At 68.5% G+C, this 8,719-nt stretch carries 10 protein-coding genes and 1 pseudogene; 4 read left to right on the top strand and 7 right to left on the bottom strand.

Annotated elements, in window-relative coordinates; genetic code table 11:
• From FV228_RS13470 to FV228_RS13460, 3 genes are all read right to left on the bottom strand, one after another.
• Window positions 1–148, bottom strand: a 148-nt coding sequence (locus tag FV228_RS13470; RefSeq protein ID WP_147855087.1) for an SDR family NAD(P)-dependent oxidoreductase, incomplete at its 3' end; no start/stop codon positions are given.
• A gap of 71 nt (window positions 149–219) precedes the next feature.
• Window positions 220–1,434, bottom strand: coding sequence for an ABC transporter substrate-binding protein (locus FV228_RS13465; RefSeq protein WP_147855086.1), 1,215 nt, complete (start codon window positions 1,432–1,434; stop codon window positions 220–222).
• Window positions 1,435–1,590: 156 nt separating this feature from the next.
• A complete protein-coding gene (locus FV228_RS13460) occupies window positions 1,591–2,184 on the bottom strand; it encodes a cupin domain-containing protein (RefSeq protein WP_147855088.1) in 594 nt (197 codons plus the stop codon).
• A 173-nt stretch (window positions 2,185–2,357) separates the two neighbouring features.
• Here FV228_RS13460 and FV228_RS13455 point away from each other — a divergent pair, with 173 nt between their 5' ends.
• From FV228_RS13455 to FV228_RS13440, 4 genes are read left to right on the top strand one after another with little or no spacing between them, the layout of a single operon-like run.
• Window positions 2,358–3,125, top strand: a complete 768-nt coding sequence (locus FV228_RS13455; protein WP_147855085.1) for an ABC transporter substrate-binding protein — start codon at window positions 2,358–2,360, stop codon at window positions 3,123–3,125.
• Window positions 3,126–3,130: 5 nt separating this feature from the next.
• Window positions 3,131–3,784, top strand: coding sequence for an amino acid ABC transporter permease (locus FV228_RS13450; protein ID WP_147855084.1), 654 nt, complete (start codon window positions 3,131–3,133; stop codon window positions 3,782–3,784).
• Window positions 3,781–4,512 carry an amino acid ABC transporter ATP-binding protein gene (locus tag FV228_RS13445; RefSeq protein ID WP_147855083.1) on the top strand — a complete coding sequence of 244 codons (732 nt, stop codon included), beginning with the start codon at window positions 3,781–3,783 and terminating at the stop codon, window positions 4,510–4,512. Before FV228_RS13450 ends, FV228_RS13445 begins: the two co-directional genes overlap by 4 nt.
• A gap of 8 nt (window positions 4,513–4,520) precedes the next feature.
• Complete coding sequence (locus FV228_RS13440; protein WP_147855082.1) at window positions 4,521–5,810, top strand: FAD-binding oxidoreductase; 1,290 nt, start codon at window positions 4,521–4,523, stop codon at window positions 5,808–5,810.
• A gap of 39 nt (window positions 5,811–5,849) precedes the next feature.
• Here FV228_RS13440 and FV228_RS13435 read toward each other — a convergent pair whose 3' ends face one another.
• From FV228_RS13435 to FV228_RS13420, 4 genes and pseudogenes are all read right to left on the bottom strand, one after another.
• A complete protein-coding gene (locus tag FV228_RS13435; RefSeq protein ID WP_147855081.1) occupies window positions 5,850–6,485 on the bottom strand; it encodes a methyltransferase domain-containing protein in 636 nt (211 codons plus the stop codon).
• Window positions 6,486–6,587: 102 nt separating this feature from the next.
• Window positions 6,588–7,346 (bottom strand): DeoR/GlpR family DNA-binding transcription regulator, encoded by a 759-nt coding sequence (locus FV228_RS13430; protein ID WP_147855080.1) that lies wholly within the window; start codon window positions 7,344–7,346, stop codon window positions 6,588–6,590.
• Between the two features lie 60 nt (window positions 7,347–7,406).
• On the bottom strand, window positions 7,407–8,408 hold the full coding sequence (gene pdxA / locus FV228_RS13425) for a 4-hydroxythreonine-4-phosphate dehydrogenase PdxA (protein WP_147855079.1): 1,002 nt from the start codon (window positions 8,406–8,408) through the stop codon (window positions 7,407–7,409).
• Window positions 8,405–8,620, bottom strand: a pseudogene (locus FV228_RS13420) (nucleotide-binding domain containing protein); the annotation flags it as partial. The gene pdxA and the pseudogene FV228_RS13420, both read right to left, overlap by 4 nt.
• Window positions 8,621–8,719 lie beyond the last annotated feature (99 nt).

The following is an 8,719-nucleotide window of genomic DNA, read 5'->3' as shown; positions in this document are numbered from 1 at the left end:
GGTCCGCGGTTTGCTCCAGGGCGTCCGCCCGCCGCCCGGTGAGGGCCAGCCGCATCCCGGCCTTGGCGAGCGAAATCGCGGCGGCCTGTCCGATGCCGGACCCGGCTCCCGTCACCCAGGCGACCTGTCCTCTGATATCACGCAGCATGGCGAGTGATCTCCCGAACGTCCTTCGTCGAGGGCCGCACCCGTGCCTGCGCCGGACGCCGTCCTCCGGGTCTAGTTCTTCGCGACCAGGGGGCATCCGCCGTCGGCGAGGGGGCGGAACGCCTGCTCGGCCGGGATGGTGTCGAGGAGCTTGTACAGGTCCCACTCGCCCTTGGATTCGGCCGGCGCCTTCACCTCGAACAGGTACATCGGGTGCAGCTTGCGGCCATCGACCCGGATCGAGCCCTTGCCGAACAGCGGGTCGTCGGTGGGGTTGGCCTTCATCCAGGCCATGGTCGTCTGCGGATCCTTCGACTTCGTCGCCGCGACGGCCTTCAGGTAGTGCAGGAGGCCGGCATAGACGCCCGCCTGGTTCATCGTCGGCATGGTGCCGTTGTGGCGCGACGCGAAGCGTTCCGAGAAGGCACGCGTGCCGGGGTTGAGATCCCAGTAGAACGACTCGGTCAGCACCAGTCCGCGGGCCGTCTGCAGGCCGAGCGAATGCACGTCCACCGCGTAGACGAGCAATGCCGCCAGGGTCTGACCGCTCTCCATCAGACCGAACTCATGGGCCTGCTTGACGGCGTTGATCGTGTCGCCGCCGGCATTGGCGAGCCCGACCACCTTCGCCCCCGACGCCTGTGCCTGAAGCAGGAACGACGAGAAGTCCGTGGCTGGGAACGGCACCTTGGCGGCACCGAGCACGCGGCCCCCGCCCTTCTGGACGACCGCGGAGGCCTCGTTCTGAAGCGAGATCCCGAACGCGTAGTCGGCGGTGAGGAAGTACCAGGACTCGCCCCCGCGCTTGAGCATCGCGCCGGCTGTGCCGTGCGCGAGGGCATAGGTGTCGTAGGTCCACTGGATCGTATTGGGCGAGCAGGCCTTGCCGGTCAGGTCCGTGGTCCCGGCGCCGGAATCGATGAAGATCCGGTTCTTCTCGCGCGTGACCTGGCTCACCGCCAGGGCCACCGAGGACGTCGGCACGTCGAAGATCGCGTCGACCCCGTCGCGATCGTACCATTGCCGCGCGATGGCGGCGCCGACATCCGGCTTGTTCTGGTGGTCGGCGGAGACGAGATCGACCCGCACGTTGGCGTCGGTCTTGGCGAAATCCTCGATCGCGAGCCGCGCGGCGACCACCGAGCCCTGGCCCCCGGTGTCGGAGTAGACCCCCGACATATCGTTCAGGACACCCACCTTCACGGTGATCGGCTCCGCCGCGGCTGCCCCGGCCATCGCGCCGCAGGCGATCGCTGCCGAGAGGACGCAGCTGCGGATCAGCGCCATGGTGGACCTCCCGTCGGATGCTTCTTTTTGTGCGTGTTACGAGGGCACGGGCTACAACTCAGCGTCAAGACCGGTCGCCTTGGTCTGCGAAACACCTAGCGGAAGTCTCCCTCCGCCGGGCCGCTGCGCTGACTTGTGCGCGAGCGTTGCAGCCAGTCACGGATCCGGCGCTCGATCCGCCCCCAACGCGTTGACCCACAGGACGACGGCACGCGTCCGGCCGTCCGGATTGCCGAAACGGTGCGGCCGATGGCTGGCGAAGCGGAAGCTGTCGCCGGCGGCAAGGTCCAGCGTCCGGGCTTCGACCACGAGGGTCAGGCGCCCCTCGAGCACCAGGCCGGCCTCCTCGCCGTCGTGGCTGAACAGCTCGTCGCCCGTGCTGGCCTTCGGCTCGAGCACCATGTGGAACAGGCTGAGGCTCGGCGTCCTGCCCGCGGGCGTCAGAAGCTGCTTGGTGATCCCGGCGCGCCAGAGCTTGAGTTCCGCCCGGTCCCGCTCGAACACCACGATCGGGTCGGGGTCCTTCTCCGGGGCGGTCGTCTCGAACAGGCCGCCGATCCCGGTCTGGAGCGTGTCGGCGAGCAGGGCCAGGACGCGCAGGGACGGCGAGGACAGGCCGCGCTCCACCTGGCTGATGAAGCCGATCGAGAGGCCGGTGCTGGCCGCGACCTTTTCCAGGGACAGCCGCCGCTCCTGGCGCAGGGCGCGCAGCCGCTGGCCCACGGCCCGGTCCACGGGATCGGCCGCCATCGGTTCGACTTTGGGCCTGCTCACCGCCGCGTCATCCTGGAGAGTCCGTGGCATCTTCATGCACGTGAAATCATCTTGCGTCGAGCCGCGAACCGTGCGGTAATCTTCACAGATATGAAAACAGACGAGCGATAGCGAAGAGTCGCGCTATGCCAGTGTCGAGGATCCGCGCCATGAGACGCCTGCTTCCGAGCCTGGGCCTGAGCCTCGCCCTCTTGATCGCCGGCCCGGCCAGGGCCGAGCCGCCCCTGCGGGTCGGGGCCACGCCCACCGGCCTGCCGTTCACCTTCCTCGACACCAAGACCAACTCGATCCAAGGGGTCATGGTCGATCTCGTGAACGCGGTCGGCAAGGAGGCCGGGTTCGCCGTCGCGGTTGAGCCACTGCAATTTTCGACGCTGATCCCGGCACTCACCGCCTCGAAGATCGACATCATCTCGGCGGCGATGTTCATCACACCCCAGCGCAAGGAGGTCGTGGCCTTCTCGGCTCCGGTCTACAGCTACGGCGAGGGGCTGATCGTCCCGAAGGCCGACACGAAGGACTACACGTCCTTCGCCGACCTGAAAGGTGAGACCGTCGGCGCCCAGGTCGGTACCGCCTTCGTCGATCCGTTGAAGAAATCGGGTCTTTTCGCCGAGGTGAAGATTTACGACGCGATCCCGGACATCATTCGCGACGTCAATTCCGGGCGGCTGAAGGCCGGCTTCGCCGACGCCCCGATCCTGGCCTACTACGTCAAGCAGGGCATGTTTCCCGGCGTCCGCCTGGTCGAGACCCTCAAGCCGACTGTCGTCGCCTCGGTGGGCATCAGCGTGCGCAAGGCCGACACCGCACTGCTCGCCAAGATCGACGCCGCGCTCGCCAAGCTGAAGGCCGACGGGACGCTCGAGAAGATCCTGATGAAGTGGGGTCTGCCGCCCTCGGCCGACCGGTCCTGAGATTCATGCGCGAGTTCCTGGCCGACGCGCAGGATTACCTGCCGATCCTGTTCCAGGGCGTGCAGCTAACGGTTCTGATCACCCTGGCCTCCCTGGTGGTCTCGACCGTCCTGGGCCTGTTCTGGGCGGTGCTGCGGGTCTCCGGGATCGCCGTGCTGGCCGGGTTCAGCGCGGTGATGATCAACATCCTGCGCGGCATCCCGATCATCGTGCAGCTGTTTTACATCTACTTCGTGCTGCCGGATTTCGGCCTGTCGCTCACGGCGGTGCAGGCGGCGATCATCGGGCTCGGGATCGCCTATTCGGCCTACCAGGCCGAAAATTTCCGGGCCGGCATCGAGGCGGTGGACCGCGGGCAGGTCGAGGCCGCCCTGTCGATCGGCATGGGCTGGTGGATGACCATGCGTCGGGTGATCCTGCCCCAGGCGGTCAAGATCGCGCTGCCGCCTTACGGCAACATCATGATCATGATGCTCAAGGATTCGTCGCAGGCCTCGACCATCACGGTCGCGGAACTGGCCCTCCAGGGCAAGCTCATCGCCTCCTCGACGTTCAAGAACACCAGCGTCTACACGATGGTGGCGCTGATGTACCTGGCGCTGAGCCTTCCGCTGATCCTGCTGGTGCGCCACCTCGAAGCGAAGGGGCGCCACCGGTGATCGTCCTTCAGGATGTGCACAAGCATTACGGCTCGCTGGAAGTGATCAAGGGCGTCTCGGCCGAGGTCACGAAGGGCGAGGTTGTCTGCATCATCGGGCCTTCAGGCTCCGGCAAGTCGACGCTGCTGCGCTGCATCAATGGACTCGAAGCCTATGACGGCGGCGAGATCCGGGTCGACGGCCAGCGCGTCGACCGGGACAAGCGCAGCATCCAGGCGGTGCGGACCCGTGTGTCCATGGTGTTCCAGCGCTTCAACCTGTTCGCCAATCGCACCGCGCTGGAGAACGTCGTCGAGGGGCCCATCCACGTGAAGCGGGAGCCCCGCGCCGAGGTCGAGGATCGCGCCAGGGCGCTGCTCGCCCGGGTCGGCCTGGCCGGCAAGGAGCATGCCCGGCCCGATGCGCTCTCGGGCGGCCAGCAGCAGCGCGTCGCCATCGCGCGGGCCCTGGCCATGCGCCCGGAGGCGATCCTGTTCGACGAGCCGACCTCGGCCCTCGATCCCGAGCTTGTCGGCGATGTCCTGCGGGTGATGCGCGGGCTGGCGGACGAGGGCATGACCATGATCGTCGTGACCCACGAAATCGGGTTCGCCCGGGAGGTCGCCGACCGCGTGCTGTTCCTTGATGGCGGTCGCCTGGTCGAGCAGGGGCCGGCCGCCGAGATCCTCAATCGCCCACAACACCCGCGCACCCAGGACTTCCTGCAGCGGGTGCTGCATCCGCTCTAGGGATTACCGTGGCCGAACCGTTTCCCCTCGCGCCGTCGCTCTGGGCTACCACTGCCACACCGGGGCCCGAGACGCCGCCCCTGTCCGAATCCGGGCACGCCGATGTGGTGATCGTCGGCGGCGGCTTCTGCGGCCTCTCGACCGCCCTGCACCTCGCCGAGCGCGGGATCCGACCGGTCGTGCTGGAGGCTCGCGAGGTCGGCTTCGGCGGGTCTGGGCGCAACGGCGGTCAGGTCATCCCGGGCCTGAAATACGATCCCGCCGCCCTCGTCGCCAAGTTCGGGCGCGAGCGCGGCGAGCGGCTCGCGCGCTTTGCCGGAAGCACCGCCGATACGGTCTTCGACCTGATCGCCAAGCACGCCATGGACGTGCCGCACCGGCGCGCGGGCTGGATCCAGGGCGCCCATACCGAGGCCGGGCTCGCCGAGGTCGCGCGCCGGGCGGAGCAATGGGCCGGCCTCGGTGCGCCGACCCAGGTCCTCGACAAGGCCGAGACCGATCGGCTGCTCGGGACGGAGCGATACCTCGGCGGCTGGCTCGACGGCCGCGGCGGTGCGGTCCAGCCGCTGAGTTACGCCCGCGGCCTCGCCCGTGCGGCGCTGAAGGCCGGTGCCGCCATCCACGGCGGCAGCCCCGTCACCGGCCTGACCCGCAGCGGGTCGACCTGGACCGTCACAACGGCTCAGGGCGCGCGGCTCTCGACCGAGCGTGTCGTCCTGTGCACCAACGGCTATACGGGTGGGCTATGGCCCGGGCTCGCGCAGACCGTGATCGCGGCCAATTCCTTTCAGGTCGCCACGACGCCGCTCTCGGACAACCTGCGGCGCTCGATCCTGCCCGAGGGGCAGGTCTCGTCGGACACGCGCAAGCTCCTGCTGTATTTCCGCCTCGACCATACCGGCCGCCTGCTCATGGGCGGCCGCGGTCCGTTCCGCGAGCCGCGCGGTGCCCGCGACTGGGCCCATCTCGAGCGCATCGTCGGCAAGCTGTTCCCGCAGCTCGACGGGGTCGCGTTCGACCATCGCTGGTGCGGCCGGGTGGCGATCACGCAGGATTACCTACCGCACCTCCACGAGCCCGCACCCGGGCTCCTCATCGACATCGGCTGCCAGGGCCGCGGTGTCGGCCTGCAATCCACCATGGGACGGTTGATCGCCGACTACGTCGCGACTGGGGATCCGGACCGCCTGCCGCTGCCGCTGACACCGGTCGCACCGCTGCCGCTGCACGCGTTCCACCGCCTGTACGTGTCGGCCATCATCGCCTGGTACCGGCTCAGCGACGGCGGCATTCGCTGACGCGGACCGCTGTATTGTCCATCCGGCCCCGAAAAGCTGTCAGGCCGAGCCCGTCCATCCGATGACCGCTGTCAATGGGTCGCCCGAGCCTCCCGCGCGCTTCAGGACGCGGGTCTCGACGCGCGGGAAGCCGGCGCGCTGCAGGTACAGGCTAACCAACTGCGCGTGCCCCTCACCGTCGAGGGCGCTCCAGATCGCGACCGCCTTGGTCGGGAAGCAGCGGTTCGAGAAACTGATGATCACCGGTGCGCCGGGGCGCAGGATGCGGGCGACCTCGGACAGGACGTCCACGGGTCGCTGCAGGTACTGCACCGAGACGCAGAGCAGCGCCGCGTCGACGCTCGCCGCGTCGAGCGGCAGGCGCGGCTCGGTGTTGAGATCCTGCACGAAGTGCCGGGCCAGACGCGGGTTGACGGCCAGTTCCGCCGCGTTCATCCCGTGGCCGATGACGCTTCCGTAGGCGACCTCGTCCGGCAGGTGGCTAATCCAGCTGGACATCAGGTCGAGGACGATGCCGCCGGCAGGCACGACCGCACGGTAGAGGTCGGTCACGGCGGCGATCGCGGCCGCGTCGATATGCGCGACCAACCGCGGCTGCGCGTAGAACAGCGGATCGGGATGGCGGTCGGGCTTGGCGAACGCTTCCGGCGGTAGCTCGGGCAGATTCTGGGTCATGATCGGTACACCTTGGCCGGCCGTCGCACCGGGATCGCACAGCGCGTGCTCGGCTCTGACCGTCCCAACGTTCGATCGCGTCTGCCAACGGCACCGGGTTCGTCAGGGGTCAGCGACGATGATGAAGGCGCCCGCGTCCGCGAGGTGCCGCCGCTCGTCCGCTGGAACTGTCGCGTCGGTGACCAAAGTCCAGCGCCGTGGGAGCGGAGCCCACGCCATCTGCTCCGCGCGCCCGAGCTTGCCCGCGTTGGCCAGCACGATCGTCTCGCGCGCCTGCGCGATCATCACCGATTTGAGCGCGACCTGATCGAGGCTCGCCTCGCACAGGCCGCGTCCCGCGACCACGCCGTCCGCGCTCATCACCGTCCGATCCGCGGTCATCCTCTGCAGTGCTTCGACGGCGAGGGGGCCGACGGTGCTCATGCTCGTGGCTCTCAGGCTGCCGCCGAGGACGACGAGATCGATTCCAGGTGCCTGCGCAAGGCAGGGAAGCAGCGCCAGATTGTTCGTGATGATGCGCAGCCGTCGATCGATCAGCAGGCGCCCGAAGGCCGTGACCGTCGAGCCGGCATCGAGGATCAGGGTCTCGCCATCCGCGATGAGTGCGAGCGCCGCCCGGGCGATCGCTTGCTTCTCAGGGCCGTTGATCGCCAGCCTCTGGTCGAGCGTGGTCTCGGGCATGGCCGCGGCCAGGATGGCGCCGCCGTAGGTCCGCCGCACCGCCTTGGTGTCGGAGAGGTGCTGCAGATCGCGCCGGACGGTCGAGGCGGAGACGCCGAACCGTCGTGCGAGATCGTCCACATCGATCTCACCCAGCCCCAGCGCCTCCAACAGCCGCGCCCGGCGTTCCGTACCGCGCATAGCCGTGCTCTTCCTACCTGCCCGCGACAGGAGGCGCTTCCATCCGTCCCGGCAATCCTGTCAAGCCGCGAGCGGTTTCGGCGCCAGCTCGACCGCCTGCCGCAAGGCCTCAATCAAGCTGCGCTCGTCCGCGACGCCCGTGCCGGCGATGTCGAAGGCCGTCCCGTGATCTACGGAGGTCCGGATCACCGGGAGGCCGACCGTGATGTTCACCCCGGCCTCGAGACCCAGCACCTTGATCGGGCCGTGACCCTGATCGTGATACATGGCGACCACCATGTCGTAATCGCCCCGGCCGGCCAAGAAGAACAAGGTGTCGGCCGGCAGGGGGCCACGAACGTCCCAGCCCTTTGCGCGGCAGGCCTCGACCGCCGGCGTGATCTTCTCCGCCTCCTCGCCATGACCGAACAGGCCGTTCTCGCCCGCATGCGGATTGATGGCGCAGACGCCGATCTTCGGCTCGGCGATGCCGGCCTTCACCAGCACCGCATGTCCCCGGGCGATGACGCGCTCGACGAGGCCGGGCTCGATCCGCGCGATGGCGTCGATCAGGCCGATATGGGTCGTGACGTGGATCACCCGAAGCTTGGGCGAGACCAGCATCATCGAGACTTCCGGCGTCCCGGTGAGATGGGCCAGCATCTCGGTGTGGCCGGGAAACTTGTGGCCGGCCGCGTGCAGCGCCTCCTTCGACAAGGGCGCGGTGCAGATGCCTTGCGCCTGCCCCGCCTGGACGATCTCCACCGCCGCCGCGATGCAACGATAGGCGGTCTCGCCGGCGATCGGGGACAACTTCCCGAACGGCAGGTCGTCGGGGACGCATTTCAGGTCGATGCACTGAACCGCGTCGGTGTCGAACGCTGCGTCGCCCGCATCGGCCAGCGAAGCGACCCCGATCGTGGCCCCGACGATGCGGCCCGCCTGCCGCAGGCGCCCGGCATCGCCGACCACCAGCGGTTGGCAGATCGCGTGGACCTCCGGATGCGCCAGCGCCTTCATGATGATCTCCGGCCCGATGCCGGCGGGATCGCCCATGGTGATGGCGATGGTCGGACGGGTCATGTCAGGCTTCCTTCAATTCGCGCTCTGCGCAGGCGGTCACGAATGCGCGCGAGGCTGTCGGCGTCGCCGAACGCCCCGGCCTTCGTGGCGATGGGGATCGAAAGCCGACCCAGTGTGAGGCCGAGCGAGACGCCCGGCTCGATCTCGTCGGCCAGCTGGATCCCGTGGATATCGAAGCGCGTCAACAGCGCCGCCGCGGTCTCGCCGCCCGTGGCGGCGAGGCCGGTCTCTTATAAACATAAGACGCGGCCGACGATCTACACTGTGTAGATGTCGGGGGGGGCCGGATGATTAAAAAAAAAAGGGGGGGG

Source organism: Methylobacterium sp. WL18, assembly GCF_008040015.1.
Classification (GTDB): Bacteria; Pseudomonadota; Alphaproteobacteria; order Rhizobiales; family Beijerinckiaceae; genus Methylobacterium; species Methylobacterium mesophilicum.
Note: the sequence above shows the minus strand (reverse complement) of the source record. Positions and strands in the feature narration are given on the sequence as shown.